This is a genomic window from Modestobacter roseus (genome assembly GCF_007994135.1).
In the GTDB taxonomy this organism is placed as follows: Bacteria; Actinomycetota; Actinomycetes; order Mycobacteriales; family Geodermatophilaceae; genus Modestobacter; species Modestobacter roseus.
Map to the genome: position 1 here is coordinate 3,152,120 of NZ_VLKF01000001.1, position 18,373 is coordinate 3,170,492.

General features: G+C 75.3%; 20 protein-coding genes. 7 read left to right on the top strand and 13 right to left on the bottom strand.

Annotation, left to right across the window (positions count from 1 at the left end):
• Positions 1 to 44: 44 nt before the first annotated feature.
• From JD78_RS15010 to JD78_RS15025, 4 genes are read right to left on the bottom strand one after another with little or no spacing between them, the layout of a single operon-like run.
• Complete coding sequence (locus tag JD78_RS15010; protein ID WP_153358668.1) at positions 45 to 608, bottom strand: RsiG family protein; 564 nt, start codon at positions 606 to 608, stop codon at positions 45 to 47.
• A complete protein-coding gene (locus JD78_RS15015; protein ID WP_166521213.1) occupies positions 605 to 1,492 on the bottom strand; it encodes a beta-keto acid cleavage family enzyme in 888 nt (295 codons plus the stop codon). Before JD78_RS15015 ends, JD78_RS15010 begins: the two co-directional genes overlap by 4 nt.
• On the bottom strand, positions 1,489 to 2,613 hold the full coding sequence (gene ygfZ, locus JD78_RS15020) for a CAF17-like 4Fe-4S cluster assembly/insertion protein YgfZ (protein WP_153358666.1): 1,125 nt from the start codon (positions 2,611 to 2,613) through the stop codon (positions 1,489 to 1,491). Before ygfZ ends, JD78_RS15015 begins: the two co-directional genes overlap by 4 nt.
• Positions 2,610 to 3,107 (bottom strand): Fur family transcriptional regulator, encoded by a 498-nt coding sequence (locus tag JD78_RS15025; RefSeq protein WP_153358664.1) that lies wholly within the window; start codon positions 3,105 to 3,107, stop codon positions 2,610 to 2,612. The genes ygfZ and JD78_RS15025 overlap by 4 nt, the downstream gene beginning before the upstream one ends.
• A 39-nt stretch (positions 3,108 to 3,146) precedes the next feature.
• On the opposite strand from JD78_RS15025, the gene JD78_RS15030 reads away from it, so the two are divergent.
• The 3 genes from JD78_RS15030 to JD78_RS15040 all read left to right on the top strand — a co-directional run bounded on the left by JD78_RS15030 (position 3,147) and on the right by JD78_RS15040 (position 6,560).
• Positions 3,147 to 3,992 (top strand): aminotransferase class IV, encoded by an 846-nt coding sequence (locus tag JD78_RS15030; protein ID WP_153358662.1) that lies wholly within the window; start codon positions 3,147 to 3,149, stop codon positions 3,990 to 3,992.
• Positions 3,993 to 4,097: 105 nt separating this feature from the next.
• On the top strand, positions 4,098 to 5,495 hold the full coding sequence (gene nhaA, locus JD78_RS15035; RefSeq protein WP_153358659.1) for a Na+/H+ antiporter NhaA: 1,398 nt from the start codon (positions 4,098 to 4,100) through the stop codon (positions 5,493 to 5,495).
• A 339-nt stretch (positions 5,496 to 5,834) separates the two neighbouring features.
• Positions 5,835 to 6,560, top strand: a complete 726-nt coding sequence (locus tag JD78_RS15040; protein WP_153358657.1) for a hypothetical protein — start codon at positions 5,835 to 5,837, stop codon at positions 6,558 to 6,560.
• Between the two features lie 60 nt (positions 6,561 to 6,620).
• Here JD78_RS15040 and JD78_RS15045 read toward each other — a convergent pair whose 3' ends face one another.
• The 3 genes from JD78_RS15045 to JD78_RS15055 form a co-directional block, all read right to left on the bottom strand.
• Positions 6,621 to 8,324, bottom strand: coding sequence for a DUF885 domain-containing protein (locus tag JD78_RS15045; protein WP_208104108.1), 1,704 nt, complete (start codon positions 8,322 to 8,324; stop codon positions 6,621 to 6,623).
• 2 nt (positions 8,325 to 8,326) lie between these two features.
• On the bottom strand, positions 8,327 to 8,899 hold the full coding sequence (locus tag JD78_RS15050; RefSeq protein ID WP_153358655.1) for a heme-binding beta-barrel domain-containing protein: 573 nt from the start codon (positions 8,897 to 8,899) through the stop codon (positions 8,327 to 8,329).
• Between the two features lie 284 nt (positions 8,900 to 9,183).
• Positions 9,184 to 10,194 (bottom strand): NAD-dependent epimerase/dehydratase family protein, encoded by a 1,011-nt coding sequence (locus tag JD78_RS15055; RefSeq protein WP_228395028.1) that lies wholly within the window; start codon positions 10,192 to 10,194, stop codon positions 9,184 to 9,186.
• An 85-nt stretch (positions 10,195 to 10,279) separates the two neighbouring features.
• On the opposite strand from JD78_RS15055, the gene JD78_RS15060 reads away from it, so the two are divergent.
• Complete coding sequence (locus tag JD78_RS15060; RefSeq protein ID WP_153358654.1) at positions 10,280 to 10,963, top strand: TetR/AcrR family transcriptional regulator; 684 nt, start codon at positions 10,280 to 10,282, stop codon at positions 10,961 to 10,963.
• A 71-nt stretch (positions 10,964 to 11,034) separates the two neighbouring features.
• Here the strand turns inward: JD78_RS15060 and JD78_RS15065 are convergent, their stop codons facing one another.
• The 6 genes from JD78_RS15065 to JD78_RS15090 all read right to left on the bottom strand — a co-directional run bounded on the left by JD78_RS15065 (position 11,035) and on the right by JD78_RS15090 (position 15,140).
• Positions 11,035 to 11,328 (bottom strand): DUF1416 domain-containing protein, encoded by a 294-nt coding sequence (locus tag JD78_RS15065; protein WP_153358651.1) that lies wholly within the window; start codon positions 11,326 to 11,328, stop codon positions 11,035 to 11,037.
• Position 11,329: 1 nt separating this feature from the next.
• Positions 11,330 to 12,163 carry a sulfurtransferase gene (locus JD78_RS15070; protein WP_153358649.1) on the bottom strand — a complete coding sequence of 278 codons (834 nt, stop codon included), beginning with the start codon at positions 12,161 to 12,163 and terminating at the stop codon, positions 11,330 to 11,332.
• 227 nt (positions 12,164 to 12,390) lie between these two features.
• Positions 12,391 to 12,729 (bottom strand): thioredoxin family protein, encoded by a 339-nt coding sequence (locus JD78_RS15075; RefSeq protein ID WP_228395027.1) that lies wholly within the window; start codon positions 12,727 to 12,729, stop codon positions 12,391 to 12,393.
• Between the two features lie 46 nt (positions 12,730 to 12,775).
• Positions 12,776 to 13,465, bottom strand: coding sequence for an LmeA family phospholipid-binding protein (locus tag JD78_RS15080; RefSeq protein ID WP_153358645.1), 690 nt, complete (start codon positions 13,463 to 13,465; stop codon positions 12,776 to 12,778).
• A 5-nt stretch (positions 13,466 to 13,470) separates the two neighbouring features.
• Positions 13,471 to 14,304 carry a hypothetical protein gene (locus JD78_RS15085; RefSeq protein ID WP_166521214.1) on the bottom strand — a complete coding sequence of 278 codons (834 nt, stop codon included), beginning with the start codon at positions 14,302 to 14,304 and terminating at the stop codon, positions 13,471 to 13,473.
• Positions 14,301 to 15,140, bottom strand: coding sequence for an alpha/beta hydrolase (locus tag JD78_RS15090; RefSeq protein ID WP_208104109.1), 840 nt, complete (start codon positions 15,138 to 15,140; stop codon positions 14,301 to 14,303). Before JD78_RS15090 ends, JD78_RS15085 begins: the two co-directional genes overlap by 4 nt.
• A gap of 75 nt (positions 15,141 to 15,215) precedes the next feature.
• Here JD78_RS15090 and JD78_RS15095 point away from each other — a divergent pair, with 75 nt between their 5' ends.
• The 3 genes from JD78_RS15095 (at position 15,216) to pstS (ending at position 18,293) form a co-directional block, all read left to right on the top strand.
• On the top strand, positions 15,216 to 15,959 hold the full coding sequence (locus JD78_RS15095) for a winged helix-turn-helix transcriptional regulator (RefSeq protein ID WP_153358641.1): 744 nt from the start codon (positions 15,216 to 15,218) through the stop codon (positions 15,957 to 15,959).
• Positions 15,960 to 15,964: 5 nt separating this feature from the next.
• Positions 15,965 to 16,915, top strand: a complete 951-nt coding sequence (gene mshD / locus JD78_RS15100) for a mycothiol synthase (RefSeq protein ID WP_153358639.1) — start codon at positions 15,965 to 15,967, stop codon at positions 16,913 to 16,915.
• A gap of 259 nt (positions 16,916 to 17,174) precedes the next feature.
• Positions 17,175 to 18,293, top strand: a complete 1,119-nt coding sequence (gene pstS / locus JD78_RS15105) for a phosphate ABC transporter substrate-binding protein PstS (protein WP_153358636.1) — start codon at positions 17,175 to 17,177, stop codon at positions 18,291 to 18,293.
• Positions 18,294 to 18,373: the final 80 nt, after the last annotated feature.

Sequence of the window (18,373 nt, forward strand, 5' to 3'; positions counted from 1 at the left end):
CCCGGGCCGAGCCTGCGAGGCCTGGGGAGCACGGGGGTCCTTCATCACGCGCGGTGCCGCGACTCGTCGGCGAGCAGCTGGGCGACGTCGGCCAGCCCGTCCCGGTACCGCCGGCCCAGCTCCCCGGCGAGCGCGTCCATGACCTGCTGCACCCCGCGCCGGCGCTCGGACAGGCTGCGCTCGCCCTCACCCAGGGCTCGCGCCGCGCGCTCGAGGTGGTCGTCCGGCAGCGCCGGGACGTCGGAGAGGTCGACCCCGGGGGCCAGCCCGTTCACCCAGTGCTCGTGCTGCTCGGGGGCGGTCGGCTGCACCGTCTGGTGCCGGCCCAGGCCGTGCGCGGGCCCACGGCCCTTCTCGGCCAGGATCTCCGGCAGCAGGTCGACCAGCGAGCGGCCGTCGTGCTCCGCGCGGCGCTGCAGCTCGCGGCGGACGATGTCCAGCCGGCCCTGCAGCAGGCGGCGCGTGTAGGAGAGGTTGACCTCGGCCTGCTCGGCCTGCTGGCGCAGCGCGCGGACCTCGGCCATCGGCAGGTGCTCCACGCCGTCGAGGAAGGACGGGTCGAGCAGCGCGTCGACGGCGGCGCCGCCGGCAGCGGTCGGGCTGGTCACGAGGAGACCTCCGCGGGGGTGTGGGACGGACCGGTTCGGGGGGACGGGGGTGCGATGCCCAGCAGCTGCCGGGCCTGCCCCGTGGACAGCGGTGGACGCTGGGCGATCCGGGCGAGCCCGGCCGCACGCGCCACCAGCTGGGCGTTGTCACGCACCGGCTCACCCGGTGCGTAGGTGAGGGTGTCCTCCATGCCCACGCGCAGGTGCCCGCCGGCCGACAGCGCGGCCAGCATCACCGGCAGCGAGGTGCGCCCCACGCCGGTGGCGGCGAAGGTCGCGCCGGGCGGCAGCGCGGGCAGGCAGGCGGCCAGCGCCGCCGTCGTCCCGGGCATGCCGCCGGGGACGCCCATCACCAGGTCGACGTGCACGTGGCCACCGTGCGGCGGGCCGTACCGGTCGAGCAGGCGGGTCAGGGTGGCCAGCTGCCCGAGGTCGAACACCTCGTACTCGGGGACGACGCCGCGCTGCTGCATCTGCGTGTGCAGCTCGACGATCAGGTCCCACGGGTTGTAGAAGACGCCGCGGCCGAAGTTCACCGTGCCCAGTGACAGCGAGGCGGCGTCCGGCTCCGCGTCCAGGACGGCGAGCCGCGCGTCCGCGGGGTCGGTGACCGCCCCGCCGGTGGACAGCTGCACCACCAGGTCGGTGGCCTCGCACACCGCGGCGACCACCTCGCGCACGCGGGGCAGGTCGAGCGTGGGGCGGGTGTCGGTGCCGCGCACGTGCAGGTGCAGGACGCCGGCGCCCAGCGCCTGGCAGTCCCGGGCGGTGGCGACGACCTCCTCGACCGTGACCGGCAGCGCCGGCACGTCGGCCTTCGCCGACTCGGCTCCGGTGGGGGCGAGGGTGATCAGCGTCCCCTCGACCCCGCCGGCAGCACTCACCCCCGCATCGTCGCAGACCGCACGGCCTTGACCCGGTTGCGGGCCGCCGCCACGTCGGCGTCGACCTCCTGCGGGGCGTCGTCGGGGTCGATGCCGGCGACGGCCTCACCGACGTGCAGCGCCGCGTCCGGGGCCACGGACTGCTTGACCAGGGCCAGGGCGATGACCCCGAGCTCGTGGTGGCGGACCACGGTGCCGACCCGGCCGACCTCGCGACTGCCGGAGGTGACCGCGGTCCCGGGGGCGGGGAGCGTCTCGCTCATGCCATCGAGGTGCAGCAGCACCAGCCGACGCGGCGGGCGGCCCAGGTTGTGCACCCGGGCGACCGTCTCCTGACCGCGGTAGCACCCCTTGTCCAGGTGCACCGCGGTGCGCAGCCAGGGCAGCTCGTTGGGGATGGTGCGGTGGTCGGTGTCGACGCCGGCCCGCGGGCGCCGGGCCTCCACCCGAAGCGCCTCGAACGCCTCGAACCCCGCCGGGACGGCGCCGGCGGCGAACAACGCATCGGCGCGGGCGGCCAGCTCGGCGCGCGGCACGAGCAGGTCGACCACCGCCGCGGTCCCGTCGCCGATCGCGGCCGACCGGCGGGCCCACCCGCCGTCGGGCAGGGCGACGACGGTGCCCACCACGCCCGGCACCGGCCAGCCGGCCGCGGTCAGCACGTCCTCGGCGCGCGGCCCCACCAGGCTCAGCAGCGCCCAGGCGTCGGTGACCAGCGCCGGGTCCACGCGGAGCATGAACCGCATCTTCTGCAGCCACCCGGCCAGCTCGGCGCCCGCCTCCGGCTCGACGTCGGCCCAGGTCGTGCCCGCCAGCTCGGCGAGGACGGCGTGGTGCTCCACGTGCCCGTTGGGGCCGAGGAACAGCGCCTCGGTGCCGGCGCCGTCGGCCAGCTCCCGCAGGTGCTGGGAGCTGAGGTCGTGCAGCCAGGACAACCGGTCGGCGCCGGTCACGGTGAGCACGTCGCGGTCGCTGCGGTCGACCAGCCCGGCGCCCTCGGCCAGGCGGCGCTGCTCGGGCAGCGGCTCGCCGTAGTGGGCGGCGACCGTGCCGGTGCCGCCCTCGGGGAGGGCGAGCGCGACGGCGCCCGGCCGGGACAGCAACGGGGAGGGGGTGGTCATGGGTGCTCCGTCCGGATCGTGTCGGCACAGGCCCGGCAGGTGCCCGACAGGGCCACGTGGCCCACGTCCAGGGTGAAACCCAACTCGGCCCCCAGACGTTCCGCGGCGCCGTCGAGCACCGCGGGGTCGACCGAGCTGATCTCCCCGCAGGTCTGGCAGACCACGTGGACGTGCCGGTGCTGCTGGCCCGCGTGGTAGATCGGAGCGCCCTTGCCCAGGTGGGTGTGCCAGACCAGGCCGAGCTGCTCCAGCAGCTCCAGGGTCCGGTAGACCGTGGAGGTGTCCGGCGCGGCGCCGTCCGGACCGGCCTCGGCGCGCAGCCGGGAGCTGATGTCCTCGGGGGTGCCGTGCGAGAGCGCGGTGACGGCGGCGAGCACCCGCTGGCGCTGGGTGGTCAGCCGCAGCCCCCGGGACCGCAGCTGCTCGGCCAGCGGTGCGGTGCTGGGTCCCTCGGACGGACTGGGTCCCTCGGACGGACTGGGCTCCTCGGACACGCCGCCCAGCCTAGGACCGCCGTACGGCAGGGTGGAGCCGTGACGAGCGCGCGCGTGGCGGTCTGGACCGACGGTGGGGCCCGGGTGGTCGACCCCACCGAGCCGGTGGTGACGGCGCTGGACCTGGGACTGGGGCGCGGTGACGGCTGCTTCGAGTCGGTGCTGGTCACCGGCGGCTCGACCCCACAGCTGGCCGGGCACCTGACCCGGCTGCGCCGGTCGGCCGCGCTGATGGAGCTCGCCCACCCCGGCGACGACGCGGTCCGCGCGGTGGTCGGCGCGCTCGTCGCGGACTGGCCGGGCGAGGTCGACGGCGCCTGCCGGGTCTTCCTCACCCGCGGGCTCGGCGACGGCACCCCGCCGACGCTGCTGGCCCTGCTGGCCCCGGTGCCGGCCGAGACCCTCCGCCAGCGGGCGCAGGGCGTGGCGGTGGTGACGCTGACGCTGGGCCTGGCCGCCGACGTGCGGGCGGCGTCGCCGTGGCTGCTCGGCGGGGCCAAGACGCTCTCCTACGCGGTCAACATGGCCGCGCTGCGCGAGGCCCACCGGCGCGGCGCCGACGACGTCGTCTTCACCTCCCTGGAGGGGCAGCTGCTGGAGGGCCCGACGTCGACCGTGGTCTGGGCCGCCGGCGGGCGGCTGCACACCCCGCCGCCGGAGACCGGCATCCTCGCCGGCACCACCCAGGCGCGGCTGTTCGCCGCCGCCGAGGCCGACGGCTGGCCGACCGCGGTCACCCCCGGCACGGTCGCCGACCTGCACGCCGCCGACGCGGTGTGGCTGCTGTCCGGGATCCGGGGGGCGACGGCCGTCGTCCGGCTCGACGGCGCCCAGCGCGGGGACGCGGGGCTCACCCCGCGCGTGCGGGAGCTGCTCGCCGGCTGACCGTCGTCCAGCGGGTGACCCTCGTCGCCGGTAGTGTGGCCGGGAGGTGCGCCGGGAAGTCTGGTCGGCAAGTCCATTCCCGACCCCGCACAACGGAGCCGCCTCGTGAGCACACCCACCCGCCTGTTCAGCCGGGGGTCGTACCCGGAGGCCACGCGCATCGCCGCGATCCTCCGCAAGGAGACCATCGGCGGGGCCCTGTTGCTGGTGGGCACGGTCATCGCCCTGGTCTGGGCCAACTCGCCGTGGTCGGAGGCCTACGAGTCGCTGCGTGACACCCGGGTGGGGCCCGAGTCGCTGCACCTGGACCTCACGCTGGGCACCTGGGCGGCCGACGGGCTGCTGGCGATCTTCTTCTTCGTCGTCGGGCTGGAGCTGAAGCGCGAGTTCGTCGCCGGCGACCTGCGCGACCCCCGGCGGGCGGCCCTCCCGGTCGCCGCGGCGGTCGGCGGCATGGTCGTCCCCGCCCTGCTGTTCGTCCTGGTGAACCTCGGCACCGGTGACGGCGCGCTGCGCGGCTGGGCCATCCCGACGGCCACCGACATCGCCTTCGCCCTCGCCGTCCTCGCGGTGATCAGCACCCACCTGCCGACCGCGCTGCGCACCTTCCTGCTCACCCTCGCGGTGGTCGACGACCTGCTGGCCATCACGGTCATCGCGGTCTTCTACACCTCCAGCCTGGCGATGACACCGCTCCTGCTGGCGCTGATCCCGCTGGCCGTGTTCGGCTTCCTGGTGCAGAAGCGGATCCGCTCCTGGTGGCTGCTCGTCCCGCTCGCCGTCATCACCTGGGTCCTGGTGCACGAGTCCGGGGTGCACGCCACCGTCGCCGGCGTGCTGCTGGCCTTCACCGTGCCCGTGGTGCGCAGCCAGGCAGCCGGTGGACCGGACGCCGGGCCGGGCCTGGCCGAGCACTTCGAGCACCGCATCCGGCCCATCTCCGCCGGCTTCGCCGTCCCGGTGTTCGCCTTCTTCGCCGCCGGCGTCACCATCGGCGGGTTGTCCGGGCTGGTCGAGTCGCTGTCCGACCCGGTGGCCATCGGCATCGTGGTCGGCCTGGTGGCCGGCAAGACGATCGGCATCACCGGCGCCACCTGGCTGGTGTCCCGCTTCACCCGCGCCGAGCTCGACGAGTCGCTGGGCTGGCCCGACGTCATCGGCCTGGCGATGCTGGCCGGGATCGGGTTCACCGTGTCCCTGCTCATCGGCGCACTGGCGTACGGCGAGGGCTCGCTGCGCGACGAGCACGTGAAGGTCGGCGTACTGGTCGGCACCCTCACCGCCGCGCTGCTGGCGTCGATCCTGCTGAAGTCGCGCGACCGCCGGTACCGGCAGATCGCCGTCATCGAGAGCGCGGACGTCAACGCGGACGGCGTGCCCGACGTCTACCAGACCGAGGACGGGCAGCAGGTCCACACGGTCGACGACAAGGCCCGCCACGACCCGGACTGGGAGGGCAGGACGCCGCCCGGGCGCACCGCCGGTCCGTCCGCCGACAGCTGAACGAATGTCGTTGCCGACCTCCCGGCAGCCGTCGTACCGTCTCAGGTACACGAGAGAGGAGGTGGTCCAGAAGTTGCATACGTTCAGGACTCGTGAGGTGGCTGTCCGCTAGCCGCCGTCCAGATGGGCCGCCCGTTCAGGTGCTGCTGGAGACCGGCAGGAACTGAACGACGGCAATCCCGCCCGTCCGTCGTACGGCGGCGAGCGAGAACCGGACAGTCACCCGACCCCCGGGCCGCCGACCGTTGTCCAGTCGGCCCGCGTGCAGCTCCCCGCTCCGGCGGGTCCAGCGCCGCGGAACAGCCCGGGGGTTGTCCGTTCCCTGGGAGACTCGACGCCGTGCAGTTCGCCGGGCGCGCGGTCGCGCTGGACACCACCGCGGGCCAGTGGCTCGCCGACGCAGCCCGCGGCGCCCGCCCGGACACCGTCGGGAAGCTGGTCCCCGGCACGTTCCCGGCGCTGGCCCGGGTGTTCCACCCCGCCGTCCGCTACGTCGGGGACGACGACGTCGAGGTCCCCTGGTCCTCCGTCGCCGCCGCCAACGGCACCGCCGCCCACCCGCTGATGCAGTGGGGCTCGGTCACCGGGGCGATGGACTACTTCGAGAACGACGACCAGGCGCCGCTGTGGCACGGTGCACCCGCGCGCGGGCACCTGCCGGTGCCGGTCGCCGAGCGGCTCGTCGAGGTGCTCACCCGCTGGACGCGCACGCCTGACGTCTGCTGGTTCGGCGTCGCGCTGGGCGGCGCCGTGCTCACCGACCACCCGACCCTGACCCTGCCCGAGCGGGAGTACTGGCTGGTCAACGGGCCGATCACGCTGGCCGCGGAGAACTTCGCCGCCGAGCCCTACGAGCAGAGCGCCAACCTGTGGTGGCCCGCCGACCGGGCCTGGTGCGTGGCCACCGACATCGACCTGGTGACCACCTACGTCGGGGGCAGCGCGGCCTGCATCGCCGAGCTGCTGGAGCTGGCGGAGCTGGAGACCGCGCCGGCAGCCGCGACCGACCGCACGACCTGGGACGCCGACGAGGTCAACCCCGTTCCCGCCGACGCCCCCGACTGAAGAAGGACCCCCTTCCTCCCCACCCTTCGCACGCTCAGCGCGGGCCCCTGGAAGGAGGCCTCACAGCTGGGCGAGCTCGGCCTCGAGGTCGTCCAGGCCCAGGCTGCCCTGGGCGAGGGCGGCCATGTGCCAGGCCTTGAGGTCGAAGTCGGCGCCGCGGGCCTGCTGGGCGGCCGCGCGGCCGGCGAGCCAGGCCCGCTCCCCCAGCTTGTAGCTGATCGCCTGCCCCGGCATGCCCAGGTAACGGACCAGCTCGCTGTCCAGGAACTCCGGGTCGCGGCCGCAGTTCTCCCCGAAGAACGCGCGGGCCAGCTCCGGGGTCCACGGCCGGCCGCGGTGGTCGGCGACCGCACCCTCCGCGTCGTCCGGGATCGGCAGCTCCAGGTGCATGCCGATGTCGATCACCACGCGGACGGCGCGCATCTGCTGCGCGTCCAGATAGCCCAGCCGGGCGCCGGCGTCGCCCAGGAAACCGAGCTCGTCCATCAGCCGCTCGGCGTAGAGCGCCCAGCCCTCCGCGTTGGCGCTGACCATGCCCAGCGACGTCTGGTAGGTCGACAGCTCGCCGGAGACGTAGGCCCACTGGGCCAGCTGCAGGTGGTGGCCGGGAACGCCCTCGTGGTACCAGGTGGAGACCAGGTCCCACAGCGGGAAGCGGTCCTTGCCCATGGTCGGGAGCCAGGTGCGGCCCGGGCGGGAGAAGTCCTGCGTGGGCCGGGTGTAGTACGGCGCGGCCGCACTGCCGGGCGGAGCGATCATCGCCTCGACCCGGCGCACCGGCTCGGCGATGTCGAAGTGCACGCCGTCCAGGGCGTCCACCGCCTCGTCCATCATCGACTGCAGCCGCTGCCGGACGGGCTCGACGCCCTCGACCGCCTCGCCGTGCTCGTTGAGCCAGCGCATCGCCTCCATCGGCGTGCTGCCCGGCAGCACGAGCTCGGCGAGGGTGCGCTGCTCGGCGAGGATCCGCTGGTGCTCGGCCCAGCCCCAGGCGTAGGCCTCCTCGAGTCCACGGTCGACGCCGAGGTCGCTGCCGTTCCAGGACCGGGCGAAGCGGACGTAGCGCTCCCGGCCCACGGCGTCCGGGGTGCCCTCGGCCCGCGGCGCGTACTGGTCGCGGAGGAAGTCGCGGACCTCGGCGACCGCGGCGTCCGCGGCCTGCGCCGCGGCGTCCAGGTCACCGCGCAACTCGTCCGGCCCCGCGGCGACCAGGCCGGCGAAGTAGGGCCCGGTCAGCCACTCGTCGAGCTGGCCGACGACGGTGTGCACCTGCCGCGGTGCGGCGAACAGCCCCTGGGCCGCCCCCGCCGACAGCGAGGCGCAGTACCCGCGGTAGGCCTCCGGCACCCGGGCCAGCCGACGGCCCAGCACGGCCCAGTCCTCGGTGCTCTGCGTGGGCATGAGCGAGAAGACCTGCCGGATGGCGTGCACCGGGGAGAACAGGTTGGACACCGAGCGGAGGTGCTCGCCCGCCTCGTGCAGGTCCAGCGCGGCGGTCAGCCGCTCGCGCAGCAGCCGGGCGCACCGGCGCTCCACCGGGTCGTCGGCCAGCGCCGGGTCCTCGGCCAGCACCCGGTCGAGCTCGGTCAGCGTCCGGCGGAGCAGCTCCGCCTCCGCCTCGGCGCCGGCCGGACTGGTGTCGGGCAGCCGGTCGTCGCCGGGCCGGGTGCCCAGGCCGGTCGCCACGAGCGGGTCGAGGTCGGAGATCGCCTCGACGTAGGCGTCGGCGACCTGCCGCGGTGTGCGGGGGGCGGGGCTGGTCACGGTCAGCGGATCCTCTCCAGGCGGGCGGACATGGTGGGCCGCAGCGGCTGGTCACCGGCGGCCCGGTCGATGGCGTACATCAGCGCGCCGTCGACGATGCCGTAGAGCCGGGTGGCGCGGCTGGTGTCGGGGTGGTCCGGGGTGCGGGCCAGCACGTCGCTGACCAGCTCCCAGCTCGTCGTGGTCCGGGCCGTGCCGGCGTAGATCTCGACGAGGCCGGCCGGGGAGGCGACCAGCAGCTCGACCTCCTCCTCACCGCGCGGGCGCCAGAAGCCGGACTCCCGCTGGTCGGCGCCGGCGACCTCGCCGTCGACCCCGATCCGCCAGGTGCGCGACTCGTAGAAGAGGAAGCCCCGGCCGTCGTGGGCGAAGCGCATCCACTGGCCGAAGCGGTGGTCGCCCTCGGCTCCGGCCGCCTGGCCCTCGCCGTGCCACTCCCCCAGCAGCGGGAGCAGCGACAGCAGCTCGTGGGCGACCTCCGGGCCCTCGCGGACGTCGACGGTGTCGGGCACCGGCAGCTCGGTCGGCCCGGCGGCCGGCTGCTCGGGCAGGCCGGGCGGGGTGGCGGCGGTCATCGGGCGCGCTCCGGACGCTCGCGGCGCGTCAGCCGCCACGCGGACACCGCGCAGCCGGCAGCGGTCAGCGCGGTGCACGCGACCAGGAACCAGGCGGAGAACAGACCCATGCCGTCACGGTAGTGCGCCGCCCCGCCGGCCCCAGGAACGGGTCGCGCTCGTCCGCGCGGGGCACACCGGGCTCGACCGCCGCGTGCTCCCCGCCGACGTACGGGTCGGCACGGGCGGGGAGACGACGGCGAGCGGGATGCGCTGACCGCGCCGGGTAGGCACCGGCCCGGGGCCTACGCCGCCGGCCGGCCCGTGCTGGGCGCGGACGCGCGGTTGCCGGCCGTCGTGCCGGCCTGAGCGGTCGCCCGCACCACGTCCTCCCACGGCGTGGCCCGCAGGCCGAGGACGGCGGTGGTCTCGCTGCCGTCCATCACGAAGTCGGCGTCCCACTGGTGCCGGATGGCGACGAGCTCGCGCATCTGGGAGTCCACGACCCCGAGCGCGCGCAGCACCGGCCAGGGGATGCCGCTCACCCGCGCCGGTCGGCTGCCCATCGCGGCGGCGAGGTCGGTGAGCACCTCCCGCTGGCTGCGCGGTGCGCCGCTGGGCACCAACCAGGCCCGCCCCTCCGCCTGCGGGTCGGCACCGAGGGCGACCAGGGTCGCCGCGACGTCGGGGAGGTAGGTCCAGCTGTGCCGGGCGTCGGGGTCCCCGATCACCCAGGCGCGCCGGCCGGCACGCAGCGTGGCCAGCTGCCGGACGACGTGCGACTGCGGAGCCGGGACGGTCGGTCCGACGAAGTCCGAGGCCCGCGCCTCGGTGACCCGCACCCGCCCGGCGGCCCGGGCGGCGAGCGCGTCGCTCCACATCCGCGCCTTGAGCCGCCCCTTGACGTCGGTGGCCGCCAGCGGGCTGCCGGCGGTGATCGGACCGTCGGGACGGCCGTACCCGTAGAGACTGCCCATCACCACCAGCAGGCCGGTGCGCTCGGCCGCGCTGAGCACTGCGGCCGCGATCGGCGGCCAGTCGCGGGTCCAGCGGTCGTACCTCGGCGGGTTGATGGCGTTGTACAGCACGTCGGCCGCGCCGACCGCGGTGGTGAGCGCTCCGGCGTCGGCGGCGTCCACGGCCCGGTGCGCCACGGCGTCCGTGCTCACCCCGCCGCTGCGGGAGAGCACGACCACCTCGTGCCCGCGCTCGGCCAGCAGCTGCGCGGTCGCCGTCCCGACCGGGCCCTTGCCCAGCACCACGTGTCGCCCCATGACGTCCTCCGATCGACATCCGAGAGCGGTGCTCTCGGTCATGTCGTGACCGTCCTCGCCGTCCGCCCGCTTGTCAAGAGCAGTGCTCTCCTTTGCGTGCAGTGCTCTCGTCGCGCACACTGGGCGGATGCCGACCGCCCGGGACCGCGCCCGCGCCGAGCTGACCGCCGAGATCACCGATCTCGCGCGGGCCCAGCTGGCCACCGTCGGTGCCGCCGGCCTGTCGCTGCGCGCCGTGGCCCGGGAGCTGGGCATGGCGTCCTCGGCCGTCTACCGCTACTTCCCGAGCCGCGACGAGCTGCTCACCCGGCTGATCGTCGAGGGGTACGACGCCCTGGGCGCGGCCGCCGAACAGGCCGACGACCCGACGGCGTCGCCGATGACCCGGTGGCTGGGGGTCTGCCGCGCGGTCCGCCGGTGGGCGCTGCGCCACCCGCACGAGTACGCCCTGCTCTACGGCTCACCCGTGCCCGGGTACCGGGCGCCCGAGGACACGGTCCGGCCGGCGATGCGGGTCGCCGCCGTCCTGGGCGGCATCCTCGGCGACGCCGCCCAGGCCGGCCTGCTGCCCCCGTCGGCCGGCCGGTCGCCCGGTCCGGTGAGCCCGGCCGTGACGCCGGTGCTGGGCGGGGAGCACCCGGCGCTGGACGACGCGGTGCGGGCCCGCGGGCTGCTGACCTGGAGCAGCGTGTTCGGCGCGATCAGCTTCGAGCTCTTCGGCCACTTCACCGGCGCCGTCACCGACGCCGATGCGTTCTTCGACGAGGCGATGCGGGACCTCGCCGGGCTCATCGGTCTGCCGGAGACCTGACCAGGGTCCTGGGCCGCACACGACAGCGCCCGCCCCGGCCGGGGCCGGGACGGGCGCTGGGTGATCGCGCGTCAGGAGATGGCGAGGGTGGTCTCGTTGAGGCCCACCTCGGCGTCGACCTTCCGCTCCGCGCGCCCCACGGGGGCCAGGGTGCGCAGGGTCCACGTGCCCGGCGCCGCGAAGAACCGGAACTCACCCTCGGGGCTGGTCACCACCTCGGCGGTGAACTCGTCCGTGGCGTCGAGCAGGCGCACGTAGGCGCCGGCCACCGGGGAGCCGTCGTGCCAGACCGAGCCCTGGATCACCGTCTGGGTGGTCAGGTCGATCCCGGCCAGGGCCCCGCCCTGCTTCGGGGCGCCGCACACGTCAGGCGCCCTTCGCGATCGGGACGCCGACCAGCGAGCCGTACTCGGTCCAGGAGCCGTCGTAGTTCTTGACGTTCTCCTGGCCGAGCAGCTCCCGCAGCACGAACCAGGTGTGGCTCGAGCGCTCGCCGATGCGGCAGTAGGCGATGGTGTCCTTGCCGCTGTCCAGGCCGGCGTCGGCGTAGAGCGCCCGCAGCTCGTCGTCGCTCTTGAAGGTGCCGTCCTCGTTGGCGGCCTTGCTCCACGGCACGTTGATCGCACTGGGGACGTGGCCGGGGCGCTGGGCGCCCTCCTGCGGCAGGTGCGCCGGGGCGGTGAGCTTGCCGGAGAACTCGTCGGGCGAGCGGACGTCGACCAGGTTCTGCGTGTCGATCGCGGCCACGACCTCGTCGCGGAACGCGCGGATCGAGGTGTCCGGCTCGGCGGCGGCGTACTGGGTGGCCGGGCGCTGCACGGTGTCGGTGGACAGCGGGCGGCTGTCCAGCTCCCACTTCTTGCGGCCGCCGTCGATCAGCTTGACGTCGCGGTGGCCGTAGACCTTGAAGTACCAGTAGGCGTAGGCGGCGAACCAGTTGTTGTTGCCGCCGTACAGCACGACGGTGTCGTCGTTGCTGATGCCCTTGGCCGACAGCAGGGCACTGAAGCCCTCGCGGTCGACGAAGTCGCGGGAGTCGGTGTCCTGCAGGTCGGTCTTCCAGTCCAGCTTGACAGCGCCCTCGAGGTGGCCCTTGTCGTAAGCGCTGGTGTCCTCGTCGACCTCGACGAAGACGATGCCGGGGTCGCCGAGGTGCTCCTGGGCCCAGTCGGCGGTGACGAGCACGTCGCTACGGCTCATGGGTCGTGTTCCTCCATCGGTAGGTGGATGGTGCGCGATCTGCGGTGCGTTCGCGGGGCCGGTACCCACTCGACCGCCGGCACACGGGCTCGGGCGGGAGGGGACGGCGGGGTGGCCGGAGGGAGGTGGTTCCTCAGCAGGCCGGACAGAGGCAGCTGCCGACGCGGCACAGGTCGACTGTGCGTCGCGAGGTCAGCAGGATGCCCACGGCCGCCGAGCCTAACCGATCAGCGGACAGCAGGTGCGTGCGCGTCGACCAGGGCGGTCAGCTCCTGCGGCCGGGGCGCCCCGGAGAACCGCGCCACGACCGCCCCGGTCCGGTCCAGCGCGATGAGCGTCGGGGTCACCCGGACCCCCAGCGCCCGGACCGCCGCCAGGTGGCTCTCCGCGTCGACGTGCAGGTGCCGCAGGCCCGGCCGGGTGGCCTCGAGCTGACGCAACCGCGCGCGGGTGGCGCGGCAGGGCCCGCAGAAGGCGGTGGAGAACTGGACCACGGTGAGGTCGACCTCCTCCCAGCGCGCACCGAGCTCGGCCAGGACGGCGCGGGTCGGCACGGGGTCGGTCACCTCCGGGGCAACGCCGCCCCGCGCCGGGGGCATTCCGTCGCGCCGGTCAGCCGCCGAGGACGGTGTCGGTCGCCTCGGCCCGCACCCGCACCCCGTCGTCGCGCGGGTCCACGCCGGTGAGCACCAGCCCGAAGGGCAGCTCCGGCACGGTGTACCGGAAGTCCAGCAGGTCGGCGGCGCGGCCGACGACGAACGCCGGGAGGTCGACGCCGGCGGCCGTGGCGTCGTCCACGTCGACCACCAGGTCCCGCCCGTCGAGGGTGACCGTGCCGGTGGCGCTCAGCGGCACCGCCGTGCCGAGCACGTCGACCGTGCGGGTGATCTGCAGGCCGTCGCCCGACCGCTGGAGCACGCTGTCCCCGCCCAGCTGCTGGCTGAGCAGCTCGTAGGAGAGCGTCGCCGCGCCGTCGACCCGCTCGACCGGGACCTCCTGCACCGAGCCGGAGACCACGTCGGACAGCGGCAGGTGGACACCGTGCAGCGTGACGTCGGCCGTGGTGCCGGCCGGCTGCCCGAGCTCCTCGGCGGTGGCCTGCACGCGCACCTCGTCGTACCGGCCGCCGATCACCTGGGTCAGGAACGGGAAACCGGCGATGTCCACCTCCGGCTCCCCGGCGAGCCCACCCTGCTCGACGAGCTGGCCGGCCACCTGGTCCTCGGCCACGAGCACCGCCACCCGGTCGGCCACGACGAGCAGGACCGCCAGGACGAGGAGGACGACGAGCAGCTTGCGCACCCCGCTCAGCCCGTCGCGTAGAGGGTCAGCGCGTACCCGAACGGCGCCGCGGCGGCGAAGGGGAGCACGGCCTGCACGACCGGGAGCGCCCAGCTGGGCTCCGCCCGCTCGACCACGACGTAGGAGGCGCCCACCGCGGTCAGCGCGGCCACACCGGCGAGCGTCGCCCCGTAGAGCGCCGCCCAGAGCTGCTCCACCAACGCCCCCCCGCCGTCGGCCAGCAGGGCGACGGCGACCCCGGCGAACACCGCGAGCACCAACCCGACCAGCCCGCGAGGCACGCCGGCGGCCAGTTGCGGGCGGGGCAGCAGGAGGTCGACCAGGTGGCCGACCACGAGCGCCGCGCCCACCACGAGCACCCCGGTGGCGGCCGCTTGCGGGCCGTCGTCGACCCGGGCGACGCCCAGCTGCACCGCCAGGGCGCACACCGAGGAGAGCAGCAGCAGCACCCCGGCCAGCGACGCCACCAGGTACTCCCGCGGCGCGCGGCGGGTCATCTGGTGGACGACCGCGGCGAGGAAGCCCAGCCCGAGGACGACCAGCAGCCCGTCGAGCTCCGGGCGCTCGGGCAGCAGCAGTGCGACGTCGGCCCCGGCGGCGGCCAGCACCCCGAGCACGGCCGAACCGACCGCCCCGCGGAGGCCGGTGGCCACCACCCAGCCGCCGACGAGCGCCAGCTGCAGCACCGCGACGGCAGCCACCCGGCCGGCGTCGTCGAACAGCGCCGGGAGCCCGGTCAGCAACGCGGCCACCGCGATCACGGCGCCGGCGGCGGGCAGGTGGTGGCGCGCCGACGACAGCTGCGGCGACGGCAGGGCGTCGGGCGCGGCGGAGGTCACCGGTCGATCGTCGCAGAGTGCGCCGTCACCGTCGGGACACCCCGGTCGGACGTGTCGGCGCCGGCCGCGACCGCCCAGCGGCCGATCCGCCCGGCGAGCGGGGCCGTCACGCCGTTCTCCGCGTGCCCCATGCCCGGCTCCACCCAGACCGTGGCGGCGGGGCCCGCCGCCTGCGCAAGGCTGCGGAAGTGCTCCAGCGGGAAGTACTCGTCCCGGTCGCCGTGCACCAGCAGCAACGGCACGGGCGCGATCGCCGCGGCCACCCGCGCCGGCGCGAGCGGCAGCTCGGCCCACGGCGCACCGAGGCGCAGCCCGAGCAACGGCGCGACCAGCCGCCGGCCCGGGGTGGTCTCCAGCAGCCAGTGCACCCGCCGCATGGGCGGGGTGTCCCGGACGTACCAACGGCTGACCGCGCTGACGCTGACCACGGCGTCCGGGCGGTGCGCGCCCAGCGCCGCCTGGCGCAACGCCACTCCACCACCCATCGAGAAGCCCACGGTCACGACCCGCCCGGCGCCCGCCTCCCGGGCGGCGCGGACCGCGGCGTCGAGGTCGAGCACCTCGGGGTCGCCGCCCACCGTGCTGGCCCCGGCCGAGCGGCCGTGCCCGCGGAAGTCGACGGCGCGCACGTCGCCGAACGCGCGCAGCCACCCGACCAGCCGGCGGAACGGCTCCGCGTCGACCGAGCCGGCGAACCCGTGCGCCAGCACGAACGTCGGCCCGGCCGCGCCGGCCTCCGGCCGGGCGGGTGCGGTGAAGCCGGAGAGCTGCACGCCGTCGGCGGTGCGCACCCGCAGCCGCGCGCCGCCGCTCGGCAGGGTGGACCGGGAGCGCACGTCCGCTATCCTGCCTGCTCACCTCGACATCGCCGTCGACGGCCCGCCAGATGGCAGCACGCTGAGGAGACCCCCATGCGACTCGTGCTCATGACCTCGGCCCGGCAGGCGACCACCGAGGTGCTCCCGGCCCTCGGCCTGCTCGCCCACCAGGTCCGCATCGTGGCCCCCGAGCTCTCCAGCCTGCTCGACGGCGACGCCGGCGACGTCGTCCTGGTCGACGCGCGGCACGACCTGGTCTCCGCCCGCACGCTCTGCTCGCTGCTGGCCTCCACCGGCGTAGCGGCCTCGCTGGTCGCCGTCCTCTCCGAGGGCGGCCTGGTCGCGCTCTCGGCCGACTGGGGCGTCGACGACGTGGTGCTCGACACCGCCGGCCCCGCCGAGGTCGACGCCCGGCTCAAGTGGGCCACCGCCCGCCGGCTGGCCGCGGCCACCCCGGTCGACGGCGGCGACGGCGGGGTGACCAAGGCCGGCGAGCTGGTCATCGACGAGCACAGCTACTCGGCCAAGCTCCGCGGGCGGCCGCTCGACCTGACCTACAAGGAGTTCGAGCTCCTCAAGTACCTCGCCCAGCACCCGGGCCGGGTGTTCTCCCGGGCCCAGCTGCTGCAGGAGATCTGGGGCTACGACTACTTCGGCGGCACCCGCACCGTCGACGTCCACGTGCGCCGGCTGCGGGCCAAGCTCGGCACCGAGCACGAGGCGCTGATCGGCACCGTGCGCAACGTCGGCTACAAGCTCGACCAGCAGGTCGCCGACGCCACCGCCGCGGCGAGCACCTCCCCCACCGCCACCGACGCCGGCTCGCCGGTCGCCTGAGCGGCGTGCCCGCCCCGCTCCAGATCACCGACGCCGACCGGCTCCCCCCGGAGGCCGTCGCCGAGGTCCGGGCGCTGCTGGCAGCCGCCCTGGGCACCGACGGCGTCCGGCCGGTGTCGGAGGAGGGCGAGCTGCGGCTGCAGCACGGCGGCCCCGCCGGCGGCCGGGACGTCGTCGCCCGGGCGGCTGACGGCACCCTGCTCGGCTACGCCCGGCTGGAGGCCGACCCGGCCGCGCCGGAGGCCGAGGCCGAGCTGGTGGTCGCGCCGCCCGCACGGCGGCGCGGTGTCGGCAGCGCGCTGCTGGCCCACCTGGAGACGCTCGCCGGGGGCCGCCCCCTGCGCGTGTGGGCGCACGGCGAGCGGCCGGGGTCGGCCGAGCTGGCCGCACGCCGTGGCTACGGACGCGCCCGGGTGCTGCTGCAGATGCGCCGCCCGCTGACCGACGTCGACCCCGATCCGCGGCCGGCGCTCCCGCCGGGGGTCACGGTGCGCACCTTCCGCCCGGGCGCCGACGAGTCCGCCTGGCTGCGCGTGAACGCCCGCGCGTTCGCCACCCACCCCGAGCAGGGCCGCTGGACCACCGAGGACGTCGCCCTGCGCGAGGCCGAGCCGTGGTTCGACCCGGCCGGCTTCTTCCTGGCCTGGCAGGGCGACCCCGATGACGGCGGCCGGCTGCTCGGCTCGCACTGGACGAAGGTGCACCCGGCCGGGGACGAGGGGCCGGACCCGGTGGGCGAGGTCTACGTGCTGGGCATCGACCCCGACGCGCAGGGCATGCGGCTGGGCCGCGCCCTGACCGACCTCGGCCTCGCCCACCTGCGCCGCCAGGGACTGGACACGGTGCTGCTCTACGTCGAGGAGGACAACACCCCGGCGGTGCACCTGTACGAGCGCAGCGGGTTCGTCCGGCACGCCGTGGACGTCGCCTGGCGGCGGGACTCCACCCCTTCCTGACGGCCGCACGGCGCCGGCACCCCGGAGAGTGAGCCACGCCACGCATTACCGTAACGAAGGGATAACGGCCACCGCGAAACGAGCTCGTTCACCCATTGGACGGACAACGTCCGCACACCGGGCACTCAAGCTCCGTCGGTCGTTCATCGCGCGTTCACCGACGCACCCGGATCCGTCCACCTGGCCTGCTTAGCGTCGTCGTCGTTCGGTTCCCGCTGCCCGGCTCCGACGTCCGGGCACACCAGCGAAAGGCACTGAGTTGAAGCTCAGCACGACGACGCGCGCTGCGGCCCTGTCCGCGGGGCTCGCCGCCACCCTCGCCCTCGCCGCCTGTGGCGCCTCCAACGAGGAGAGCTCCGCGTCCACCTCCGGTGGCGGCGACTCCTCCGCCGAGCAGCTCAGCGGCACCCTGGTCGGCGCCGGCGCCAGCAGCCAGCAGGCCGCCATGCAGGGCTGGACCGCCGGTTACTCCAGCGTCCAGCCCGACGTGACGGTCAACTACGACCCGGTCGGCTCCGGCGGTGGCCGCGAGCAGTTCCTCGCCGGCGGCACGGACTTCGCCGGGTCGGACGCCGCCCTGGACGAGGAGGAGCTCGCGCTGGCCGAGGAGCGCTGCGGCGCCTCCGGCATCTTCGAGCTGCCGAACTACATCTCGCCGATCGCGGTCGTCTTCAACCTCGAGGGCGTCGACGAGCTGAACCTCCCCCCGGAGGTCCTCGCCGGCATCTTCAACCAGCAGATCACCAACTGGAACGACCCGGCGATCGCCGAGGCGAACCCGGACGCCACCCTCCCGGACCTGGCCATCACCCCGGTGAACCGGTCCGACGAGTCGGGCACCACGGAGAACTTCACCGAGTACCTGGTCGCCGCCGCCGGCGACGCGTGGCCGCACGAGGCCAGCGGTGACTGGCCGGTCTCCGGCGGCGAGGCCGCCCAGGGCACCTCCGGCGTGGTCAGCGCCGTCGGGGCCGGCAACGGCGCCATCGGCTACGCGGACCTGAGCCAGGCCGGCGACCTCGGCGTGGCCAGCATCGGTGTCGGCGAGGAGTTCGTCGCGCCGTCCGCCGAGGCCGCGGCCGCCGTCGTCGAGAACTCCGAGACGCTGGAGGGCCGCGGCGAGTACGACTTCGCCATCGAGCTCGCCCGCGACACGACCGAGTCGGGCAACTACCCGATCGTGCTGGTCAGCTACCACGTCGGCTGCATCGAGTACGACGAGCAGGAGACCGCCGACCTGGTCAAGGACTTCATCGGCTACGTGATCAGCGAGGACGGCCAGCAGGCGGCGGCCGAGGCCGCCGGCAGCGCGCCGATCTCCGACGCCCTGCGCGAGCAGGCGCAGACCGCGGTCGACGCGATCACCGCCGGCAGCTGATCGAGCCCGTTCCACAGCGCGGTGCGGCGGCCCGGAGTGTCCCCTCGGACACCCCGGGCCGCCGTGGCGCGTGATCCACT